The 20,852-nt window shown below is 69.1% G+C and carries 21 protein-coding genes and 1 pseudogene; 11 read left to right on the top strand and 11 right to left on the bottom strand.

From position 1 onward, the window contains the following. Positions 1 to 229: 229 nt before the first annotated feature. Together ACZ6BB_RS08795 and ACZ6BB_RS08790 are read right to left on the bottom strand one after the other, a co-directional pair. A complete protein-coding gene (locus ACZ6BB_RS08795) occupies positions 230 to 526 on the bottom strand; it encodes a hypothetical protein (protein ID WP_471614575.1) in 297 nt (98 codons plus the stop codon). A 126-nt stretch (positions 527 to 652) separates the two neighbouring features. After that, a complete protein-coding gene (locus tag ACZ6BB_RS08790; RefSeq protein WP_162948146.1) occupies positions 653 to 811 on the bottom strand; it encodes a hypothetical protein in 159 nt (52 codons plus the stop codon). A 430-nt stretch (positions 812 to 1,241) separates the two neighbouring features. Between ACZ6BB_RS08790 and ACZ6BB_RS08785 the strand changes: the two genes are divergently transcribed. Beyond that, positions 1,242 to 3,059 carry a hypothetical protein gene (locus ACZ6BB_RS08785; protein WP_471614574.1) on the top strand — a complete coding sequence of 606 codons (1,818 nt, stop codon included), beginning with the start codon at positions 1,242 to 1,244 and terminating at the stop codon, positions 3,057 to 3,059. Positions 3,060 to 3,595: 536 nt separating this feature from the next. Here the strand turns inward: ACZ6BB_RS08785 and ACZ6BB_RS08780 are convergent. Both ACZ6BB_RS08780 and ACZ6BB_RS08775 read right to left on the bottom strand, forming a co-directional pair. After that, complete coding sequence (locus ACZ6BB_RS08780) at positions 3,596 to 4,129, bottom strand: hypothetical protein (protein WP_471614573.1); 534 nt, start codon at positions 4,127 to 4,129, stop codon at positions 3,596 to 3,598. Beyond that, complete coding sequence (locus tag ACZ6BB_RS08775) at positions 4,122 to 4,349, bottom strand: hypothetical protein (RefSeq protein ID WP_471614572.1); 228 nt, start codon at positions 4,347 to 4,349, stop codon at positions 4,122 to 4,124. Before ACZ6BB_RS08775 ends, ACZ6BB_RS08780 begins: the two co-directional genes overlap by 8 nt. 174 nt (positions 4,350 to 4,523) lie before the next feature. Between ACZ6BB_RS08775 and ACZ6BB_RS08770 the strand changes: the two genes are divergently transcribed. Both ACZ6BB_RS08770 and ACZ6BB_RS08765 read left to right on the top strand, forming a co-directional pair. Beyond that, a complete protein-coding gene (locus ACZ6BB_RS08770; RefSeq protein ID WP_471614571.1) occupies positions 4,524 to 4,892 on the top strand; it encodes a hypothetical protein in 369 nt (122 codons plus the stop codon). 659 nt (positions 4,893 to 5,551) lie between these two features. Then, entirely contained in the window at positions 5,552 to 6,277 is a 726-nt protein-coding gene (locus tag ACZ6BB_RS08765) for a hypothetical protein (RefSeq protein WP_471614739.1), read from the top strand. Positions 6,278 to 6,405: 128 nt separating this feature from the next. On the opposite strand, the pseudogene ACZ6BB_RS08760 reads toward ACZ6BB_RS08765, so the two are convergent. From ACZ6BB_RS08760 to ACZ6BB_RS08750, 3 genes and pseudogenes are all read right to left on the bottom strand, one after another. Next, a pseudogene (locus tag ACZ6BB_RS08760) lies at positions 6,406 to 6,633 on the bottom strand (replicative DNA helicase); the annotation flags it as partial. A gap of 2 nt (positions 6,634 to 6,635) precedes the next feature. Beyond that, entirely contained in the window at positions 6,636 to 6,782 is a 147-nt protein-coding gene (locus tag ACZ6BB_RS08755) for a hypothetical protein (protein ID WP_471614570.1), read from the bottom strand. A gap of 531 nt (positions 6,783 to 7,313) precedes the next feature. After that, on the bottom strand, positions 7,314 to 8,408 hold the full coding sequence (locus ACZ6BB_RS08750; RefSeq protein WP_471614569.1) for a hypothetical protein: 1,095 nt from the start codon (positions 8,406 to 8,408) through the stop codon (positions 7,314 to 7,316). A 150-nt stretch (positions 8,409 to 8,558) separates the two neighbouring features. On the opposite strand from ACZ6BB_RS08750, the gene ACZ6BB_RS08745 reads away from it, so the two are divergent. The 5 genes from ACZ6BB_RS08745 (at position 8,559) to ACZ6BB_RS08725 (ending at position 14,233) form a co-directional block, all read left to right on the top strand. Further along, positions 8,559 to 9,737: a site-specific integrase gene (locus ACZ6BB_RS08745; RefSeq protein ID WP_471614568.1), complete on the top strand. Its 1,179-nt coding sequence runs from the start codon at positions 8,559 to 8,561 to the stop codon at positions 9,735 to 9,737. 449 nt (positions 9,738 to 10,186) lie between these two features. Further along, the gene (locus ACZ6BB_RS08740; RefSeq protein ID WP_471614567.1) at positions 10,187 to 10,675 is read left to right on the top strand and encodes an RNA polymerase sigma factor; all 489 of its coding nucleotides are present in this window, start codon (positions 10,187 to 10,189) and stop codon (positions 10,673 to 10,675) included. Positions 10,676 to 10,928: 253 nt separating this feature from the next. Further along, complete coding sequence (locus ACZ6BB_RS08735) at positions 10,929 to 11,126, top strand: hypothetical protein (RefSeq protein ID WP_162948152.1); 198 nt, start codon at positions 10,929 to 10,931, stop codon at positions 11,124 to 11,126. 140 nt (positions 11,127 to 11,266) lie between these two features. After that, positions 11,267 to 11,641 carry a hypothetical protein gene (locus ACZ6BB_RS08730; RefSeq protein WP_471614566.1) on the top strand — a complete coding sequence of 125 codons (375 nt, stop codon included), beginning with the start codon at positions 11,267 to 11,269 and terminating at the stop codon, positions 11,639 to 11,641. Between the two features lie 651 nt (positions 11,642 to 12,292). Continuing rightward, a complete protein-coding gene (locus tag ACZ6BB_RS08725; RefSeq protein WP_471614732.1) occupies positions 12,293 to 14,233 on the top strand; it encodes a protein-arginine deiminase domain-containing protein in 1,941 nt (646 codons plus the stop codon). Between the two features lie 68 nt (positions 14,234 to 14,301). On the opposite strand, the gene ACZ6BB_RS08720 is transcribed toward ACZ6BB_RS08725, so the two are convergent. Together ACZ6BB_RS08720 and era are read right to left on the bottom strand one after the other, a co-directional pair. Then, a complete protein-coding gene (locus ACZ6BB_RS08720) occupies positions 14,302 to 15,012 on the bottom strand; it encodes a bleomycin resistance protein (protein ID WP_471614565.1) in 711 nt (236 codons plus the stop codon). A gap of 85 nt (positions 15,013 to 15,097) precedes the next feature. After that, positions 15,098 to 16,060 (bottom strand): GTPase Era, encoded by a 963-nt coding sequence (gene era / locus ACZ6BB_RS08715; protein WP_471614564.1) that lies wholly within the window; start codon positions 16,058 to 16,060, stop codon positions 15,098 to 15,100. Positions 16,061 to 16,213: 153 nt separating this feature from the next. Between era and ACZ6BB_RS08710 the strand changes: the two genes are divergently transcribed. After that, positions 16,214 to 17,584: an ammonium transporter gene (locus ACZ6BB_RS08710; RefSeq protein ID WP_471614563.1), complete on the top strand. Its 1,371-nt coding sequence runs from the start codon at positions 16,214 to 16,216 to the stop codon at positions 17,582 to 17,584. Further along, positions 17,581 to 17,919 carry a P-II family nitrogen regulator gene (locus tag ACZ6BB_RS08705; RefSeq protein WP_471614562.1) on the top strand — a complete coding sequence of 113 codons (339 nt, stop codon included), beginning with the start codon at positions 17,581 to 17,583 and terminating at the stop codon, positions 17,917 to 17,919. The genes ACZ6BB_RS08710 and ACZ6BB_RS08705 overlap by 4 nt, the downstream gene beginning before the upstream one ends. A gap of 78 nt (positions 17,920 to 17,997) precedes the next feature. On the opposite strand, the gene ACZ6BB_RS08700 is transcribed toward ACZ6BB_RS08705, so the two are convergent. Beyond that, positions 17,998 to 18,474, bottom strand: coding sequence for a hypothetical protein (locus tag ACZ6BB_RS08700; protein WP_471614561.1), 477 nt, complete (start codon positions 18,472 to 18,474; stop codon positions 17,998 to 18,000). A 429-nt stretch (positions 18,475 to 18,903) separates the two neighbouring features. Here ACZ6BB_RS08700 and ACZ6BB_RS08695 point away from each other — a divergent pair, with 429 nt between their 5' ends. After that, positions 18,904 to 20,478: an oxidoreductase gene (locus ACZ6BB_RS08695; protein ID WP_471614560.1), complete on the top strand. Its 1,575-nt coding sequence runs from the start codon at positions 18,904 to 18,906 to the stop codon at positions 20,476 to 20,478. A 17-nt stretch (positions 20,479 to 20,495) separates the two neighbouring features. Here ACZ6BB_RS08695 and ACZ6BB_RS08690 read toward each other — a convergent pair whose 3' ends face one another. Then, positions 20,496 to 20,849, bottom strand: coding sequence for a cytidine deaminase (locus tag ACZ6BB_RS08690; RefSeq protein ID WP_471614559.1), 354 nt, complete (start codon positions 20,847 to 20,849; stop codon positions 20,496 to 20,498). Positions 20,850 to 20,852 lie beyond the last annotated feature (3 nt).

Raw genomic sequence — 20,852 nt, 5'->3', positions numbered from 1 at the left:
TTACGACACCGCTATCGTGTATGACCGCCCGTTCCGCCCATCTGCCCAGGTGAAACGCATCGAGCCGACCCGGCGCGCACGGCGGCGGGGACCGGGACAGGCGTCTCGCAACCTTCCCGAGCGGCCCGTGCAGAGGCAGCTGTCCTTCGCCATCCCTGAACCGGAGCCGGCGCCGGCGCCCTCTTCTGACAGCTGGAGAGCGGTCGTTGTACACACGAAGCCCCGGGAACTACCCCTGGGGCTTCGTGCGGTGCGCGGTCATCAGGGAGCGGACTGGGGCTCGGGCCCGGTCGCCCCGCCAGACCCAGTCACCTTCGTAGACCTGGGCGACCAGGACGCGGTCCTGCTCGTTCGCGTCGTCGGCGGTGGCCTCACGTGCACGCCGCCGCACCTCGCTGATCGCGAACAGCAGGTCGACGTTGAAGCCTTGCTGCAGCAGCGGGCCATCGTGGCCGCCGTCCTTCTCGTCGGCCAGCACCAGGACGTGCTTGGTCCCCCTGCCAGCTGAGTCCTTGCTCTTCCTCATGATCCAGACGAAGGGCCCGTGCCGGGGCAACTGACCTTCGCCATCGGCGCGCCCGCGCGAGAGGCCCCGGCCCTCGGTTGATGAATAGCCGCGACGAGGGCGGGACGAGTTCCGCCCTCGTCGGCCTTACCTGTCCATCAGCTGATGGAGGAGTGCGACCACCACGACACCGATGCCGATCGCCACACCGAGTTCGGGATTGCACACGGCCGCGTAGACGGTGATTCCACCCACCAGCAGAAGGACGACCATGCGGACGCTGATCTGGTTGTCCACCTCGATCACCGGTCCGCCGTCGCGTGTGCCGCATGTGCGGGAGGCTGTGGCCGAGTCCCTGCTGTGGCCCCCCTTTGGTGACGGTGCAGTGGGTCTGGGGTCTTCTTGGGCATGCTGGATCGTGGTCCTTCCTTAGTGGAGGTGCCCGCTGACGCCGCCGCACCGAGCCGTGGAAAGTTCCGGTGCCGGCGGCGTCGCCTGCAGTAGCGGCCGGAGAAGCAGCCACTGCCTCCGTTGTAGGCCCCGGGGGAATGACCGCCAAGGCGGTCAATGCGCTGGCCTGCACTTCTGTCACTATCCCGAATGCACCACCCGCGTTGTCGCGATAGTCCAGGATCGTGGAAGCAACAGGACAATCGGGGACGGGGTGTAGGGGATGGAAGAACCTCGGCGTGGACGGCCCGGGCGCAAGCTGGGAATCGCACCGGATGACGACCGGGTGGCTGAGGTCATCGAACTTGTGAGCAAGATCCACGACCTGAGCTATGAGGCGGACTTGTCCCTCCGGGCACTCGGGGATGGACACCCGCAGGCCCTGTCGCGCCAGTTGGGGAAGGAGAAGTCTCTGGGGCCCGACTGGCATGTTGTGGAAAAGATCGTCCGGCGCTGTTGCCAGAAACTTGGCGAGGCGGAGCAGCCCCGGTTGGATGCCTTCCGCCGTCTCTGGGAAGCGGTCAATCGGCATCCGGACGCCGGGCGGCGCCGCGAGATCCCCGCGCAGCCGACTCAAGAACCTGCCGATCGGGCGCTGGTCGGCTCCGTGCTGCAGCTGGTGTACGACGGAGAACGCCACACGGCTGCCCAGTACCTGCTTATGAGGTACCCGGCAGGCGAATCGGGGATCGGACAAGTCCTGGTCGAAGTCGGGCGCCGAACACCCGCCGGAGTGGCGGATCTTCTCGACGCCGTGGCCGAAGACGCCAGCAGCGAACTCGCCGACACCTACCTGAAGGCGCTCAAGAAGAGCGATGCCGATGTGGCGGCTGCAGTAGAAGCCATCCCGAGAACAAGGCCCGCACCACCGACTCCTGCTGCAGTTCCGGACACCGGAGCGGCTGAGGCGCCGGACATCTTGGACCTTGACCCTCAAAAGATCAACGGCAGGCGTCGCGCCCGACTGATCAGGAAAGGCGAAGTTGCCCAGGTGGCGGCCGAGATTATCGCCGAGGCCTCGGTCGAGAAGACCGGCTTCACCGCCAGCATCATCTCCGCGCACATCGCTTCTCGCGCGGGAACTCGTCGCATCATCGACATCACGCGGGCGACGGAGCTCTTCGCTGCGCTAGGAGATGGGGACGACGGGCAGGAGACGGTTGCGGCGGCCCTGCTGACCCGGCTGATCGAGGACGATCATGCCGAATTGGCCGTGATCCTCCTGCACAAAGTTCACCAGATACCGGAGAAAGGACCTGCGTACACAAAGAACATCCTGACGGCGATGAAGCGCCCCGAACTGCTGTCCGCATTCGATCAGATGGCCGCAGGCACCCTGGAACGCGTACCCGAGCGCGCCCTGCTCGATCTATTGGCCCAAGCACCCCCACCAGTTACGGGCACCTACCTTCTGAAGTGGGAGCTGACCAGACCCCTCTCCTCCATGGACATCTCCGAACTCCCGCATCTGGCCTCGATCCTGCGGAGCATGATCGAACGCGACCACCACAGCACCGCGCAGGTACTCTCCAACCAGATGAAGGGCTGGGACGTCGAGAAGGCCTTCTACTCGCACCCGGAACGTCCGGAGACACGGGTCGCCTCGGCAATCCTCGGTGTTGCACGCGACGACATCGAAAGCATTGGCCTACTGCTCCTAGCGCTCCTCGCACACAGTCTGGAAGACAGCGCCCGGCTCCTCTTCCTCCTCGAAGCTCCCCGAGGCCACACCGACACCACCGCCCTCGTAACCCCTATATTGGCAGCGGCGATCCGGCGAGATTCCGTCACGGTTCCCCGGCTGATCGCCCGCATGGCACGCGACCACGATGTGCCTGCCCGTCTCTTGGATCAAGTGTCCAAAGCCGACGCACGCCACGGGGCCCAGCTAGCCACCGCCATGCTCATCGAAGATCTCCCGTACTTCCGATCGGCACTCCCCGATCTGATCCAGCAGAACGCCCTCACCCTGGCTGGTGAACTGGTGCGTCAACTGAACAACCACGACCCGGCCGGCCCCTGGGCACTGATCGGCCACGCTCTCGACAACGACAGCAGCGACGCCGCGATAGCCAACCTCGCCGCCTACCTGCCTGGGCAGTGACGTGCCGTGTCAGACATTCGTCACGCTTCCCCTCCCGAAGGTCGTTGATGATGCCCAGCCTTCTTTGCCGGGTGTGCCGACAAACGGGCCGGTTCAGCGCCCCGCAAGCGGTACCGGGAGATGGACATCTTCATCTTGTCGCTCGATGACATCACGTTCGTCGTGGACAAGGAGTCGACGGCCTCGTGGGGCAGGGGCACCTCGGCGCTCGCCAACCCGCGCGACGACAGCGGCCTGACAACTCGGTTCGGTCCGGGACGATACGAGGGGCCGCGCTCACACTGCGCGGGCCCTTCGCCGCGGCGCCGGACATCCGGCCGGACGGCGCGATCGTTGGGCGGGACATACAACCGGTCACCCGACCACGGCGGCCGATCGGACCGATCGGCGTCGGCAAGCCCACTCCGGTGGGGCTTGATTCGCACCGGGAACGGGTCCACGCCCCGGCCGAAGATGGGCCCACCGCCCTCATCTAGCCTTGGCCAACGGTGGTCCTGCCGCTTTCCTCGGCAGGACCCCCGTTGGCGTCCGGCCAGCTAGAAGAGCACCCTCCAGATCGGGTACTCCCACAACAGCGCCCACAGCATGGTCAGGAAGACCATCACGAGGGACACGAGCTGCGTGAGCTTGTCGCCCCGAAGGAGTCGGTGCTTGGGCCACCAGGACGGGTAGGGGCCCTCAGCGGCCCGGCTGATCCGTTCCTGCTTCTTGCGCCACTTGTCCTCGGCCTTCTGCTGAGCAATGCCGGCGACGAACCTGCCGTTCTCGTACCTCTGCTCGCTGTGGTTCTTCTGCGCCTCGCGCCACGCGGCTTCGAACTCCGCGCTCATCTCGGGGCCGCCGATGCCGAGACCCAGCGCCTGTGCCGTGGGCAGCCTCGGGTACGTCTGGCCCTTCAATGTGGCGCTGATCGTGCTGGTCGTCAGCTTCACGTCGGCGTTGTGCTCCGCAGCTTGGTCGATGATGATCTGGTACTTCGGCTTGCCCTCCTGCTCCCACGCGAACTTGATGTATGCGTGGAAGCCCTCGCGGTTCATGCCCTCGAACTTGCCGGGCTCCTGCTCAGACATCGGTCCCCCCGCCGTCTCCGTCTCCGCCGATGGTTTTGGAAGCCCAAGAGATTAGGCCGCGGAAGGTGCCGGCGAACGCGCCGCCTATCGCCGCCAGGGCGGCCTTACCCATGAAGCCCTCGGGCTCCGTCGGGGTCGCAGGGGCGTTCTGCTGGGACGGCTGCGCCGGGACGGTGGGCCCGGCCTTCTGCATCCCCTGAGCGGGGTTGAGTTCGTTCATGAGGAGACCGTGAAGCATGGTCCAAGCCTTAGTCACATTTCGGGATTCCGGTGGTCAGGGACCGGATTCCGGTGCTGGGAACTGGATTTCAGGACGATCGGCACAGGATTCCTGCGCGGGCCCTTTGCCGTGGCGCCGGGCATCCGGCCGGACAGCGCGATCGTTGGGCGGGACATGGAGCTGAGCAAGGCCGGGGCGCGAGTAGAGCAGCACGCGGAAGCCGTGGCCGACGCGGTGTGCGAGCTGGTCGACGCGGTGACCCCTAGCACATGGAGCACGGACGCGGTCGAGGACGCGGCCGACGCCATCGACATGCTCTCCGAGGCCCTCGCGGCGATCGACCCCGAGGCCGCACGAGCCCTCGCCGCGGTGCCGACCGCCACCGCCGCACTGCGCCGCCTACTCATCCCGGCCGCCACCGAGGACGTCGCCGAGGTGCCCGCGCCGGTCTCCGGACAGCCGCGCCGGCGCGGACTCGGACCCGGCTGGAAGGGCGTACGGGCCACAGGGTCGTCGTCCGCGAGGAAGTCGTCCTCGATGTAGAGGATGACCACCTTGTGGGAGCTCGCGTCCGGGACCCCGAATGCCCTCGATCAGGAGGATCGAGGGCATTGGGCACGGAGATGAACTTGCCGTGCTCGTTCAGCTCCGTCATTGGTATGGAGGCTGCGCCACTCAGAGCTGGCTGATCCAGGTGAGGACGTGCTCGGCGAAGCCCTTACCGACGACCTCGAAGGCTCCGCTGGTGAGGCCGACCAGGGCAGCACCAAGGAGTCCGCTGCGGACCGGGTGCCTTGAAGAGAAGGTACGGAGAGCCGTCCACGATGACTTCCACCGAGGATCCCGGCTCGACGGCAGGTCGGACTGCCCCGTAGTCTCGGGGTTGGAACTGATGGGAATTTCTCCAATCTTGAGAAGTGCTCGCGTGCTTCTTCGGGTGCAAGACCCATCGGACTGCTGTGCGGCCCCCCGTTGGCCCGGGGGGCCGCAGCCTTTTCACTTCCAGGTGCTCGACTGACATCGGACTGCTGTGGCGCCGAGAACCCGTTGGCCCGGTGCCCCTTCGAAACTCCGTCAACTCGGCGTCTCTCAGCGGCTGCTCTCCTCGCTCTCAAAGAGCCTATAGGGGCGTACTGACACTGAAACGGTGTAAAAAGATGTCGCGAGACATCATGAACAGGACGGGTCGAAGGAAGCGCCTTATGCCAGCACGCCCACGAATTCCCAACCCTCAGGAAGGGCCACTCCAGGCGTTCGCGTACGACCTCCGCGAACTAGGAGAGGGCAAGGCGTCCGTCGCATGGATTGCCGACCATGAAAAGACCACGGTGTCCCGGGCGGCGTTGTATGCGGCTCTGTCCGGCACGCGCTTGCCCACGAGGGAAACCGTGAGCACCTTGCTGCGCTGGTGGGCTGGCGACCCTGCGCTCGAAGAACCCGACGAGGAGGAGGACTACTTCACCGAACTCATCTGGACCTGGATCGACAGACTCCCGCGAGATCACGAGAAGCGCCGGTTCGCGAGCGAATGGCGAACCCGGTACCTGCGGCTGGCCAGAGACATCCTCGGAGAACGAGAGTTCCGTCCCAAAGCGGAGCTTGTGACCATCGCCGTCCCGCCGGAGCAGCAGCGCTTCATCGGGGAGCTGAACGCTCTGATCGAGGTGACCGGGCTAGAAGATGAACTGTGGCTTTTGTTGGGCAAGTACACGCCCCGCGCGGAGAGGTATCTGGCTGGGGAGTCGATCCCGACGGATGACATGTGCTGGCGCCTGGCGTACCGCCTAGCGGAGTTCATACCGGATGCGGATCCCTCAGACCTCAGCGTCCGACTGGCGCGATCTGCCGAGGTTGCCCGGGTGGCACGTGTGAGGGATCGGCGCATCGCCCGAGGGCGGAGAACCGAGACCGCAGAGGCGGCCGAGTAGCTGCCGAACTTGCAGTCGGCGTGCAGCTTGGTCATGACATCGACATCGGAGAGTTGGTCAAGAGAACTGCCGAGTGCCTCGTCGACGGAGTTGTCGATGATCTCCCGCAGGCGGGAGCCGGCGGTGATGCCCGGGTGCAGCCCGTTGCTGGCGAGTCGAGGTAGGTGAAGCCGGTGGCACGCCCGTCATCTCGCCGTTGCGCGAGCCGATCGCCTCGATCTCGTCGAGGGCGCCCTCCATGATGTCGGTGACCGCGTAGCTCCGCTTGGGCGAGGTTGACGATCTCGTCGACGTCGCCGTCGGCCGCGTATCCCATCTGTGTGATGCGGGTGCCCGGACTCCACCACGCGGCGCAGCGTCATAGGTGGTCCTTCACGATCACGTACAGGACGCCGACGACACTGCACGCGACAGTGATGGCGGCGCCCAGGGCCGGGCTGGTGAAGGCAGCGACGCCGACTACGACGGCGATGACCGCGAGGAGGAACAGGGTCTGGGTAGTCATGTACCGGGTCATCTCTGTGGGTCCTAGTCCCGCCGCACGAGTCTTCTCAGATCACCTGCGGTCGGCCTGCCATGACCTCACCGCCGGATGGCGAGAGGCCCACTTCCTATTAGTCGCAGGGGACCCTCAGATAGCTAGCCTTTCATGTATGCATTTTTCGGGTGATTTTTCCTTGCATGGCAAGGCCCAATATCTAGAGTTCTGTGAATTGAAAGTTGCCGCAGGTCTGCGGCACGCCGAGCAGGGCGTGGTCCCGGGCGCGAACCGAACTCAACCGAGACGGCGTTTCATAGGTGGTCGCTCAGGAAACACGCCATGTGACCCTGCCTGAGCTGGCCCTTTCCTGCTTCACAGGTCGTTTCAAGTACCTCAGCAGACGGTCGATGGGCACGGACGTCCAGGGCGTACCGGCCTCCAGGAGGCGCGATCGGCCAGGGGATTCCTCCGTCGGAACGAACCGCAGGCTGGCGTCGACGCCGACGCGGGCTTCCAGCGAGGCCCTCGCCCGAGCGGCCCGGCGAGGGGCCGACGTCACGTCGTGGGCGCGGTCTTCGGCAGCATGACCACTACCTCGTTCAGGACGGCGTTGAGGCGGACGGGCTCCGGGATATCGTCCATGCTGATACGCGGCACGGTGTGGCCGATCGGCCGGTGCATCACGTCGTCGGCGATGTCCTTGAACGCCGCGAGCCTCTGCGCGTGCGTCTTGTCGGCCCGCTTCATGCCGAACACGTGCTGGGCCGCCACGTGCTTGAAGTCCGTGTGCCCGAAGACCGGCGGGATGTGGTCCAGGATGGAGCGGATCATGGCGGCGCAGACGTACGGGTTCCCCGCGACGTAGGCGTCGTTCAGGCCCTGGCACAGGGCGATGATCTTGTGCACCTTCCATCGGGTCGTTGCGGCCGCCGTCTCCAGCTCGTCCATGAGGTCGACGTCGACGTACGGCCCGCGCCCCGGCGTGGCGGCCGCCGGCTCCTCCACCACGGTGAAGGCGGGGAAGATCTCGGCGGCGTTCGCCATCACGATCTCGGTCGTCTTGGCGATGTAGTCCTCCACAGTGTGGACGTGGCGGAACTGGAGCACGCTGCGGGTGACGTCGCGTTCCCAGGACCCGTCACCGAGGTTGGCACCGCTAGTGCTAATGGCCGGCTCGTTGGAGAGCAGGTCGGGTAGCGTCTTGACGAACCACGGCTGGAGGTCGGGGAGCGCGGCGGTCAGTTCGCCAGAGCGCAGGATCACGGTGGGGACCTGGTCGACGTGCATCGGCCTGCTGCTGGTGTAGAGGTCGATCATGTGGCGGAGGGCGTGCACGAACGGCTCCCCGATCTCCGTTCGCAGATCCGGCAGGACGAGGGAGGCGGCCACGGTCAGGCGCACCTTTTCTGTCCCGTTCAGGGGAGCGCGCGGGAGGGTGGTAAAACCGTAGCCTGCGCCATATGGGCCCTGGACCACGCCCACGCGTGGCAGAGAGTTGAAGATGGCGTCGGCGTCCTGGCCGCTTATGTCGAAGTGGTGCTGAACGTTGGCCCACAGCGGCCACTCGGCCGTGTCGAACCACCAATGGGCGATTTCATCCAGCAGGCTTTCCTGCTCAGGCGTGAGCTGTGCGTCGAAAAGCGTGTCCACAGAAACCTCGTGGTGCGAAGTGAGGATGACGGGCGACCATAAGGGGCGTCCCGGTTCCGACAGAGCGTCAGGCGGCTCATCCTACCGACCCCGCCCCATCGTCACCCTCGTATAATTTCCCTTATACAGGGCTAGTTTGAGGGGGGGTACGTGACCGGCTCCGGCGAGGTGGAAGTGGTCGACGCCGAGCTCGTCGACGGCGAGCAGGAGGGGCAGCTGCCCGTCCCCGCGCAGGCGCCGGCTCCCCGGGTGCTGGTGGACCGGCACACCCTGCTGCGCCCGAGCGCCCCGGTCCCGACGGCGGCGTGCGCGCCGACGTACACCGAGGCCGACTTCCGCATCTCGCAGGAGACGGCCGACCTGATCGACGAGGCGCCGCCCGCCAACACCTCGCGCACCTACGGCTCCGCCCTCGGGCAGTTCGAGGCCTGGTGCGCCGAGCGGGGCCGGGTGCCGATGCCGTGCACCACGGCGACGTTCGTGGAGTACGTCGGGCACCTGGTGCAGCGGGACATGGCGCCCTCCTCGATCCAGGTCCACATGTCGGCGATCCGCTCCGCCCACCCGGACGGACAGCAGCCCGGTACGAAGGAGGCCCGGCAGATCCTGCGCAAGCGCGCCCGGGAGTGGGCACGGAGCCGCACGCCCCGCAAGGCCCCGCCGATCCGTACGCCCGCCCTCGCCGCGATGGTGGCCACGTGCACGGCGCCGAGCGAGCGCGAGCGGCCCAAGGCCGCGCGGGACGCGGCCCTGCTCACGCTCGGCTGGGGGATGCTGGCCCGCCGCAGCGAACTGGCGAACCTCCTCATCGAGCAGCTGCTCGTCGAGGACGACGGCGTGAGCGTGCTGGTGGCCTTCTCCAAGACGGACCAGGCCGCCAAGGGCGAGCAGACCTTCGTGCCGTCCGACCCCGACGAGCCGGCCCTGTGCCCCGTGATCCGCACCCGCGCGTGGCTAGAGGAGCTGCGCCGCCACGGCATCACGTCCGGCCCGCTGTTCCGGCAGATCACCCGTGGCGGCAGCATCCGCCCGCGCTCCGGGCCACGCGGCGACTTCCTCAGCCCCGACGCCATCGGCGACATCGTCAAGGCCCGCGCCAGCCTCGCCGGAGTCACGGCGCCCGACGGCCGCACCGCGACCGCGCACGGCGTGCGCCGCGGCCCGGCCCAGGAGATCTCCGAAGCCGGCGGCGACCCGACCGCACAGGGCCGCTGGAAACCCGGCTCCCCCACCGTCCGCAAGCACTACATCGAGCCCGCCCGGGGCAAGGCCAACAATCCGCTGCACGCCGCCCGTGCCAGGGCCCGTGAGCAGGCGGCCGGCGCCTGACCCTGAATCGGGCTGGCGCGTGAGACCAACCGGGAGCGGCGCCGACCTGACCGGTGGATTGTTCCCGCCGACGGCGCGCGTGCGCGCGTAGAGGGGTCCAGAAAGTCCAGAAACTTCGCTGCTAAGGCCCTTGGAGACGGGGCGCTCGCTCCTCGGCGCCGTACAGGGGTTGGCCCCGGGTTACCCGGGCGGCGTCCTGGTAGCGGGCCGCTTCCTCCTCGTCGACGACGTTGCCGAAAAGTTCTCGGCAACTCCCTCTCACACTTCGCCGCCACCGTCACTGGTCATAGATGAGCCGCGCGCGAGGCGGCCACCTACCCCACCGCCGAGGACGAGAGGGCGCAACGATGATCGGCAGCGACGAGAAGGGGAGGAGGGTCCCACTCCCTCGGGACCCATCCACCGCCCTGAGTCCCGAGGCCCAGGACCAGTGGTCCATCTATGTCGGGATGCGCCCTGCCCTGCGTAGCAGGGCGTACTGGCTGGTCCGAGGCGCAGACCATCACGCAGATGACGTCTGCTCGAAGGTCGGACTCGCTTTCTACCAGCGGCTGCTGTCCGGCCAGTTGGAGGGGAACGTCCCCATGTACCTCTGGCGTATCACCGTCAACCACGCCTTGGCTCACCTCCGGGAGCTGCAACGCAGGGCGGAGGACTTCGTCGGTGACGAGACGTCGAAGCTGGAGGACCCGGACAGGTACATCACCGTCAGCTTCACCAGCAAGGTCGAGCTCGCCGAGGCGATGGCGGTGCTGGAGGAGGAGTTCAGCCCTCTGCAGCGCAAGGTCTACGTCCTCTCCGAGGCGTACGACCTGAAGGCCCCGGTGATCGCCCGACTCGTCGGGAGCACTCGCGGCTCGGTGCGGGACGCTCTGCGCCACGCGAGGGCCAAGGTCGCCAAGGCGCGGGTTGAGGGCCGTCTGGGCTCAGACGATTAGCCACTTCCAGGAGGCCCGGGCTGGTCCGCAGCGAGGACGGTTCAGCCCGTGACTTCGAGTGGTGGCTCACCGTCACCTGCTTTTGTCAGGAACACACAGAAGGAGGAGTCCATGGAGAACAACAAGATCCCCTCGTGCGGGAGGAGCGCCCCTGAACGATAGATCCACACCCTGGAGCAGGAATGCAAGAGACCGATATCCCGGGGCCCGTAGGCCCCACCACGACGGAAGCTTCGAAGAAAGAGGGGTTGACGTGGGAACATCCTCCATCACTCGCGTGTACTACGTGGCGATCGCCACCTTGCTGGCCGCCTTCGGGTGGATCAGCCGCACCATCGAGGCGGCGCTCCTGTTGCTGCCCGCCCGCCGTCCACTGGCCGCCTCCGCCCGTGACTTGGGCCCGCGGAGCCGACTCCACAACAAGGCTGGGGGGGCAACAGTCGGGCGGTAGACACCGGGGGGCGGGGCCGGGCTCACTCACAGAGTGGGCCCGGCCCCGCTGTTTACAGATACCGGCGCACCAGGACGCCGGTGCCCGCGCCTCCAGGCTCTCCAACCCAGGCGATGGGCAGGCACTCCCGAAGGAACACCATGACCACCCTGCCTCCCCGCGACGGCAACGGCCAGGACTTCCCGGCCCCGGAGCGCGCCGAGTCCGTTCTGAACCCGCTGCACCTCGCCGAGGACCGGCTCGTCCGCTGCCGCAAGGACTTCGCCGAAGCCCGTCGGGATGTCCTGTCGCTGCGCCGCGAGGAGCGGCGCGCGCGTCGGCGGGAACTCCTGGCGAAGGCCGGTCCCCGCGTCGTCACCATCTCTTCCTTGACGCTGGCGGTCATCGGGAGCGTCGCGTTCGCCATCGCGGTCGTGCTGCTGGTGATGGGCGAGTTCGGCAAGGCCAAGGACCTCCTCACCTTCGCCGGCGTCGCCTGGGGCGGCGCGGCCGCGCTCCACACGCGCCGCAAGTAGACCAAGCCGGAGCGGCTTGCCGCCCGGCATGAAGGCCCTCGCCGTTTGGCGGGGGCCTTTTCTGCGACCTTCGCCCCCCCGGGGGGGCAACGCCGGTACAGCACTTCGGCGTACGGCGGAGTAGCCCGTTCACCACCGAGCCCCGGGGCAGCACGCTCCTGGGCTCGGCCATGCTCAGGGATGCCACCCAAAGCGGGGGGGCGGTCAGTCGCTGGTGGCGCCAGTCCCCGGGTGCGGCTCCGTACGGGCACGCGCGCGTGGACCTGCACAAGTTGAGCAACAACCCGCCGATGTGTCCGAGTTGATCCCGCTTCTCGCGGGGGCGCGGGGGCGCTGCGGCGGGTCGGCGGGTCGGCGGATCGGCGGATCGGCGGATCGGCGGATCGGCGGATCGGCGGATCGGCGGATCGGCGGATCGGCGGATCGGCGGATCGGCGGATCGGCGGGCAGAGTACGGCAGTTCACGGGCGGAGTGCGGTGGATCACGCGGGTGAGTGCGCCAGATCACGCGATTCACAGACCGTTCACAGACAACGGATCCGTCCCTCCGGCCGTCTTCAGTGCTGACCACGCTCGCCGCCGAAGGGACGCACCGTGCCTACGCGTTCAACCAGACCATCCCGTACCCGCCCCGCACGGCAGGCGATAGCCGTGCTGGCGGTGTCCGGCACGCTGCTCGCGACGCCCTCGCTGGCGGCGCCCTCGGCGTTCGCGGCCGGGGCGCCCCCGACCGATCTGCGCGTGGACACGAACCGGGACGGGAACGTCGACGTCACCGGCACCACCGACACCGCCGGCGAGAACGGCTGGACCGTGGCCCGGGGCGCGCTGATGCTGCCCAACATCGACGACGACAGCAAGCGCTGCCCGGTCACCGGCCCGAACGGCAAGCCCCTCTCGGACGCCAAGCTGGCCGCCTGCAACGACGCCTCCGACACCAAGGTGAACGGCACCGCCGACGCCGCCGACCTGGCCCGCGTGCGGTCCGTACCGATGGCGGGCGTCCCCGCCGGGGCGCAGGGCACCGTGAAGGTCACGGCGGGCGCCGCGCAGACCCGGGTGTTCGTCAAGCGGGGCACCAAGTGGGAGCCGGTCACCGCGAAGACCCGGCTGTCGCGGGCCGAGCTGAAGGCGGGCGTCGAGTTCGGCGTCGAGGCCCGTGACGTGATCCGGGACACCGCGAAGTGGGACGGCACGGCCCGGGTCCGGCTGACCGTGAAGTCCTCCAAGGGCACCACCGCCGACTCCGTCACCCTGCGCGTCGCCCCCCTGCTGACCCACCACCACCTGCAGAACGCCCAGCAGTTGCTGGTCACCAAGGTCTCCGGCGGCAACTACGGCAAGCTCAACCGCGCCTTCCGCGAGGGCCTGGACAAGGCTGCCAAGAGTGCCGGCATCACCAAGCCGACGGTGAACTTCACCAAGTACGGCGACATCTGGGCACAGGACTTCGTCGAGCCGGCGTACGTCAGCATGACCGGCGCGGACGGCAAGCGGCAGTCCATGCGGGTGATGCTCCGCTCCGCCCAGCTGGACCGGGAGTCCGGCCGGGAGCTGTTCGAGAAGATGCGCGGTCCGAACATCGGTGCCGTGCAGGTGACGGGCGCCAAGGACTCGGAGGAGTGGACGCTCAACTCCATGGGCAACCTGGAGACCGTTCCGCCCTACGCGCAGGGCGACCGCTCGTACCCGGCGGGCCGGATCATCATGGGCCAGCGCCCGGACGTCGGCTCCAAGCCGGCGAAGGTGATGCGGACGTTCCTGAAGTCGCAGGGGCTGCAGGACCCGCTGTTCCTCGACACGTCCTGGCTGCACGTCGGTCACGTCGACGAGTTCGTGCAGTTCCTGCCCGCCGACACCCCGCGCGGCTGGAAGATCGCGATCGCCGACCCCGAGGCGGGGCTCAAGCTGCTGCGCGACGCGAAGGCGGCGGGCCACGGCTCGACGTCGATGTTCTCCCTCCCGGGCGTCCCCTGGGAGAGCATCTCGGAGGCCCTCGGCTCCAAGCACCTGGTCTCCGACAACAACCTCGCCACGCGCCGTATCGAGGCCAACCTCGCGGTGCTCCAGCGCGAGACGGGCGTCACGGACGCCGAGGTCATCCGCGTCCCGGCCCTCTACACCCGGGGCAGTGAGATGGTCGGCGAGTCGCAGTCGGGCGGCGACGAGAAGATGCGTCTGCCCCGGCTGACCCGCCTCGGCGCCGGAGCCGAACTCCCGGAAGCGGCACGGGACTACGGCCAGCAGCGCCGCCTCGACGACACGGAGGCGGACCGGGGCGCCCTGACGCCCGGCAGCTCGGCGGCGGCCTCCCCGGCGGCCCCCGCGCCCTCCGTCATGACCAGCGCCTACGTCCCCGGCGCCGTCAACGGCATCGTCCTCAGCCGTACCCACTACCTCGCTCCGCGCCAGTGGGGCCCGGTCATCGGCGGCAAGGACATCTTCACCGAGGCGGTGACGGCCGCGTACACCGCTGCCGGCATGAAGGTGTCGTACCTCGACGACTGGGAGACGTACCACCTGGGCATGGGTGAGATCCACTGCGGTACGAACACGCTGCGGAACACCTCGGCGGCCTGGTGGACGCGCTAGCCCACACCCCCGCCCGACCCGTGTGAGACACCCGCCGCCGCCCCGGAGAACCGGGGCGGCGGCTCTTTTCACGCCGGGCCCCGCCCCCGCAGGTCCTCCAGCCGCAGCAGCGCGTCGTGGACGGTGTCCCGCTGCCCGGCGGTGAGCGGCACCGCCCCGGCCCGTTCGAACACGGCGGCGGCCGTCTCCTCGTCGCCGAGCCGGACGGCGATGTCGCCCCGCAGCACGAGCAGCCGTAGCAGCAGGGGTTCGGCCGGCCGGTCGTCGAGCGCCAGCACCCGGTCGATCACCCGTGCCGCGGCCTGCGGGTCGTCCTTCGAGTCCGCCAGGAGGGACGCGTGGTGCAGGGCTCGCGCGAAGGTCTCCTTCGGGGCGGGCCGGTGGCTCCGGTCCGCGCTCGTCGGCTGCCCGACGCGTACGCAGTTGCCGCCCGGGTCCGTCATCAGGAACTGCCGCATGCCGTACGACATGTCCTTCAGCGGTCCGAGCCGGGGCAGCCCCCGGGTCGGGATCCGCCCGTACGTCTCCTTGAGCCCGGACCTGAAGGCCGTGTACAGGCCGTCCACGTCGTCCGTGACCACGTAGCACGTGCTGAACGACCGGGTCGGCTCGAACGTCTTCAGCCCGAAGAACTGCAGCTGCACATCACCTCGTTCCACCACCGCGTACGGGTTGGGACTGCGCTGCCGGAAGGTCACCTCGAAGCCGAGGGCCTCGTAGAAGTCCAGCACGGGCTGGAGGGTCCGGCAGGGAAGGATCGGAATCGTCTTCTCGACCATCCCTCCACTCTAGTCAAATTTGACCAATGGAGGGAAGAACAGGGGCGCCGGTATCGCCCCGGCGCCCCTACGCGTCCACGCTCCGTCAGAAGCCCAGCTTGCGCAGCTGGCGCGGGTCCCGCTGCCAGTCCTTGGCCACCTTCACATGGAGGTCCAGGAACACCGGAGTGCCCAGCAGCGCCTCGATCTGCTTGCGGGACTTGATGCCGACCTCCTTCAGGCGCTTGCCCTTGGGGCCGATGACGATGCCCTTCTGGCTGGGACGCTCGATGTAGACGAAGGCGTGGATGTCCAGGAGGGGCCGGTCGGCCGGGCGGTCCTCGCGGGGCAGCATCTCCTCGACGACGACCGCGATGGAGTGCGGCAGCTCGTCACGGACGCCCTCCAGGGCCGCCTCGCGGATCAGCTCGGCGATCATGACCTGCTCGGGCTCGTCGGTGAGGTCGCCCTCGGGGTAGAGCGCGGGACCCTCCGGGAGGAGGGGAACGAGCAGGTCGGCCAGCAGGTCCACCTGCTTGTCGGCGACCGCCGAGACCGGCACGATCTCGGCCCACTCGAAGCCCAGCTCCTTGCCGAGCTGGTCGATGGCGATCAGCTGCTCGGCGAGCTGCTTGCTCTCGACGAGGTCGGTCTTCGTGACGATCGCGATCTTCGGCGTCTTCTTGATGGACGCCAGTTCCTTCGCGATGAAGCGGTCACCGGGGCCGAGCTTCTCGTTCGCCGGAAGGCAGAAGCCGATCACGTCGACCTCGGCCCACGTCGTGCGGACGACGTCGTTGAGACGCTGGCCCAGCAGCGTGCGCGGCTTGTGGAGGCCAGGGGTGTCGACCAGGATCAACTGGGCGTCCGGCCGGTGCACGATGCCCCGTACCGTGTGCCGCGTGGTCTGCGGCTGATCCGCCGTGATCGCCACCTTCTGGCCGACCAGAGCGTTCGTGAGGGTGGACTTGCCCGCGTTGGGGCGGCCCACGAAGCAGGCGAAGCCGGCGCGGTGGGCGGCCTCGGCCGGCTGCTCGGATGACTGGGTACGGACGCTCATGGCCCCCATTCTCCCTGATCCACGGAGCCCCGCCGCACCGGGCACCGACGGTGAGCTTTCCGAAACTCCCACGCAACGAAACGTCACCGAAACACACCCGTACACGTCCGGAAACGCACGCCGGTGACCCTCTGACGAGCCCCCGCCCGCCCGAGAAAGGCCGTGCCGACCGTGACCCTCGCCGCGCACCTCGCCGCGCCGATCGCCGCGCCGTCCATCGACACCGGCGACACAGCCTGGCTGCTCGCCGCCACCGCCCTCGTCCTGCTGATGACCCCGGGCCTGGCCCTGTTCTACGGCGGCATGGTGCGGACGAAGAGCGTCCTCAACATGCTGATGATGAGCTTCGTGTCGATCGCCCTGGTCACCGTGGTGTGGTTGGCCGCCGGTTACTCGCTCGCCTTCGGGGACGACGCCTTCGGCGGACTGATCGGCGGCCTCGACCACCTCGGGATGGCCGACCTCGGCCCCACCGACGTCCACGGCACCGTCCCGACCCTCCTCTTCGCCACCTTCCAGCTCACCTTCGCGGTCATCACGGCCGCGCTGATCAGCGGCGCGATCGCGGACCGGGCGAAGTTCGGGGCGTGGCTGGTCTTCGTGCCGGTGTGGACGCTGCTCGTATACGTTCCGGTCGCCCACTGGGTGTGGGGGCCGGGCGGCTGGATCCTCGACGGTCTCGGCGCCCTCGACTTCGCGGGCGGCCTGCCGGTCGAGGTCACCTCCGGCGCCTCCGGACTGGCCCTCTGCCTGGTCCTCGGGCCGCGGCTCGGCTTCAAGAAGGAGGCGATGCGTCCGCACAACCTGCCGATGGTCGTGCTGGGCGCGGGACTGCTCTGGTTCGGCTGGTTCGGCTTCAACGCCGGCTCCGCGCTCGGCGCCAACGGGCTGGCCGCCGCCGCGTTCCTCAACACCCTGGCCGCCGGCTGCACCGGTCTGCTCGGCTGGCTGTTCGTCGAGCAGAAGCGCGACGGCCACCCGACGACGCTGGGCGCGGCCTCCGGCGCGGTCGCCGGTCTGGTCGCCATCACGCCGTCCTGCGGCTCGGTCTCGCTGCTGGGCGCGCTGGTCATCGGCCTGGCCGCCGGTGTCGTCTGCTCCTACGCGGTGGGCTGGAAGTTCAGGCTGAACTACGACGACTCGCTCGACGTCGTCGGTGTCCACCTCGTCGGCGGCGTCATCGGCACGGTCCTGATCGGTGTCTTCGCCGCCCGGTCGATGACGGGCGGGGCCGAGGGGCTGCTGTACGGCGGCGGGTTCGGCCAGCTCGGCAGGCAGCTGGTGGCCGTGGCCGCCGTCGGGGCGTACGCGTTCGCCGTGACGTACGGCATCGGGAAGGTGATCGACAAGGTGCTGGGCTTCCGCGCGGAGGAGGAGCACGAGCACACCGGTCTCGACCTTACGGTGCACGCCGAGACGGCATACGATCACGGCGTCCTGGGCCACGGCGCCCCGGTGGGCGCGTCCGTCGCCTCGCCGTCGTCCACGTCGTCCACGTCGTCCACGTCCTCCACGCAGAAGGCCAAGGCATGAGACTCATCACCGCGATCGTCAAGCCGTACCGCCTCGACGCGGTCAAGACCGCCCTGCAGGAGATGGGCGTCCACGGTCTGACCGTCAGCGAGGCCAGCGGCTACGGCCGGCAGCGCGGCCACACCGAGGTGTACCGGGGCGCCGAATATCAGGTGGACCTCGTTCCCAAGGTCCGGATCGAGATCGTCGTCGGGGACACCGACTCGGACGCCGTGATCGACGCGATCGTGAAGGCCGCCCACACCGGGAAGATCGGCGACGGCAAGGTGTGGGCGCTGCCGGTGGAGACGGTCGTACGGGTGCGGACGGGCGAGCGGGGTCCCGACGCGCTCTGAGCGCGCGGAACGGATCGAGGGGTGGTGCCGCCGGCGGGCGGCACCACCCCTCACCCGTCGCTCGGGGCGTGCGGCTGATCAGTCGAAGACGAACGGCCCCGGCGACTGGGCCGCGCCCGCGGTGCACGTCACGGGGAACCCGAAGATCACCATCTGCAGCGAGCCGCCGAAGGCATCCAGGGAGTCCCCGGGGGCGACGGTGCCGGTGAGGGGCCCGACCTCCACGCCGTCCCCGGCGGCCAGGGCCGGGTTCTCGGTGCCGGTGAAGGCGACGGTGCCGCCGCTCGCGTTCACCAGGGTGAGCGTGGACCGGATGGAGTCCTCGGCGAGGGCGATCGGAGCGGTGATCTCCTCGGAGGTGACGGTGACGGTGGCGGAGGTGCCGTCCTGGGTGGCGGTGAGCGTGGCCACTCCGGAACCGCCGATCGTGCAGGTGGCGTTGATCGTCGCGACGTCAGGGGTGACGGCCGCGGCGGTGGGGGCGAGCGCGAGGCCGCTGACGGCCAGCGTCCCCGCGAGGAGCGCCGAGCCGGCTCCGAGTCGTATGCGTCTCATCGAGCGAATTCCCTTCCCTGGTACGGGAGGCGCACGGGGGCATGGGGGAGCCCCGTACGTCCCGGTACGGGCGTTGCCATGTGGGGGCGGTGCACTGCGCGGCCGCGCGGCGGAATATGACGGTCCGTCAGGAGAACGGCTCCATTGAGACGCGGGCGGCCCAAGATTGCAAGACGCGGTCCGGCGGTTGCGGCAAGGGTCGGTGAAAGTGGCCGAAGCCGTTCGCCGGGACCGCCGGCCGACGCCGCGACGGGGTCGTGACGGTGAGCCGGTCTGTCCCGCGTCGCACGGTTTCGCCGGTAGCGCGGCCCGGGTGTCCACTCCTGCGCGCAAGGTTTTCACGCAGCCCGGAGGGCCGTTACCGGCCGTAACACTATGCGGCGCGCGCCCAGCGGTCCCTCGCGACCCGAAGATCACTACCCTGTACCGGTGCTCACCTACGAGGAGTTGACGGGGCCGGAGCGTGAGCTGTGGGACGCGTTTCCGGAAGGACGGCGGGTCGACCTGCGGACCGGGGTGCCCGAGGAGGACCGGGTCGCCGACGGCGAGGCCTGGGGGCCCGAGCGTACGGTGCGGGCGGGGGTGATCGTCGCGCTGCTGCTCGGCGCCAACGCCGCGCAGCGGCCCGGCGCGGTCGGTTCGCTCTCCCTCGCCGGCGCACGGATCTCCGGCCATGTCGACCTGGCCGGTGCCCGGATCGAGCATCCCCTCTGGCTGGAGGGCTGCTGGTTCGAGCGGGAGGTGAACCTGTACGGGGCCGAGACGCGGACGGTCGCGATCATGAGCAGCAGGGTGCCCCGGCTGGAGGCCGGGGCGAGCCGGATCGGTGGACGTCTCGACCTGCACAGCACCCAGGTGGAGGCCGCGCCACCCTCCTCACCCTTCCACCGCGCGAGCACCGCCCTGTCGCTCGTCAACGCCCATGTGGCCGGCGGCATCATGCTGAACAAGGCCAGACTGATCGCACCCGGCGGCTGGGCGATGGCCGCCGGTGGCCTGGTCGTCGAAGGAGGCCTCTTCTGCCGGCGCGGGTTCGTCGCCGACGGCGAGATCCGACTGCTGGGCGCCCAGTTGCCCGGCGGACTGTTCTTCCAGGGGGCCCTCCTGCAACGGCCCGGCCCGCACGGGGTGACCCTCGCCCTGGACAACGCCGTCGCCCAGACGGTCGACTGCTCCGACGGGTTCGTCTCCAACGGCACCATCCGTCTGCGGGGCGCCCGGATCACGGACAACCTGACCTTCGAGGGCGCCGTCCTGAACGGGTCACCCAGCGACGGCGCGGGCACCGGCCCGGCGCTGATGGCCATGCTCCTGCAGGCCGCAGACTTCGACTTCACCCTGGCCCGGCGGCCGACGGGCACGGTGGATCTGCGGGGCGCGCAGGTGTCGTACCTCCATGAGAGCGCGCACAGCTGGCCGGAGGTCGTGGAGCTGGACGGCTTCGTCTACGGCTCGATCAAGACCGCGGAGGCGGACAGCGAGCGGCGGGAGGCGGTGAGCGGTCCGGCCGCAGTGAACCGCCGCGTGGAGTGGATACGCCGCAGCCCGGGCTACAGCCCACAGCCGTACGAGCAACTCGCCGCCTGGTACCGCAAGGTCGGGCACGACGACGACGCCCGCCGGGTGCTGCTCGCCAAGCAACGTCACCGGCGGAGCACGCTCTCCCCGGCGGCCCGCGTCTGGGGTCACCTCCTCGACGCGACCGTCGGCTACGGCTACCGCCCCTGGCTGGCCGGTGTCTGGCTGCTCGGGCTGATCATGCTGGGGACGACGGCGTTCGACACCGCCACCCCCACCCCGGTGAAAAAGGACGAGGGCGCGCCCTTCCAGCCGCTCGTCTACACCCTCGACCTGCTGATCCCCATCGGTGGCCTGGGCCAGCGCACGGCCTGGTACTGGACGGACGGCACCCTCCAGTGGCTGGCCTACGCCCTGATCGCCCTCGGCTGGATCCTCACGACGGCCGTCATCGCGGGCGTGACCCGCACCCTGCAGAAGAACTAGAGCGCCGTCAGGACGCCTCAGCCCGCCGTCACCCTCGCGCGCACCGACCCGTCGGGCCCCGCCAGGAGCACCGGGGTCTCCGGCCCGCCGAGGTCCCGGACGGCGGCGCGGTCCTCGTCGGAGACGGTGTCGGCGGCGGTCACCACGGCCGCCGCCTCCAGGGACGTGGCGCCGGAGGCGACCGCCATGGCGACGGCCGTGCGCAGCGCGCTCAGCCGCAGGGAGTCGAGGGCCACGGTCCCGGCGACATACGTACGGCCCGTCTCGTCCCGAACGGCCGCCCCCTCGGGCACCGCGTTGCGGGCCCGCGCGGAACGGGCCAGGGTGACGATCTTGCGGTCCTCGGGGTCGAGCGCGCTGCTGTCGGTCATGAG

This window comes from Streptomyces sp. NPDC041108 (assembly GCF_055592645.1).
Note: the sequence above shows the minus strand (reverse complement) of the source record. Positions and strands in the feature narration are given on the sequence as shown.